The sequence below is a fragment of the Pseudomonas sp. PDM24 genome (assembly GCF_019218905.1).
Lineage (GTDB): Bacteria > Pseudomonadota > Gammaproteobacteria > Pseudomonadales > Pseudomonadaceae > Aquipseudomonas.
This window is the reverse complement of the sequence record NZ_JAHUWR010000030.1, coordinates 1-278: the sequence shown is the minus strand read 5'-3', so window position 1 is coordinate 278 and position 278 is coordinate 1. Positions and strand designations below refer to the sequence as shown.

Sequence of the window (278 nt, the reverse complement as noted above, 5' to 3'; positions counted from 1 at the left end):
TACCCAACCACCTGTGTCGGTTTGGGGTACGGTTCCTGGTTACCTGAAGCTTAGAAGCTTTTCTTGGAAGCATGGCATCAACCACTTCGTGTTCTAAAAGAACACTCGTCATCAGCTCTCGGCCTTAGAATCCCGGATTTACCTAAGATTCCAGCCTACCACCTTAAACTTGGACAACCAACGCCAAGCTGGCCTAGCCTTCTCCGTCCCTCCATCGCAATAACCAGAAGTACAGGAATATTAACCTGTTTTCCATCGACTACGCTTTTCAGCCTCGC

The 278-nt window shown here is 48.9% G+C and carries 1 rRNA gene; it reads right to left on the bottom strand.

The window, feature by feature from the left end:
• Positions 1–278 (bottom strand): 23S ribosomal RNA (locus tag KW837_RS29240); the annotation flags it as partial.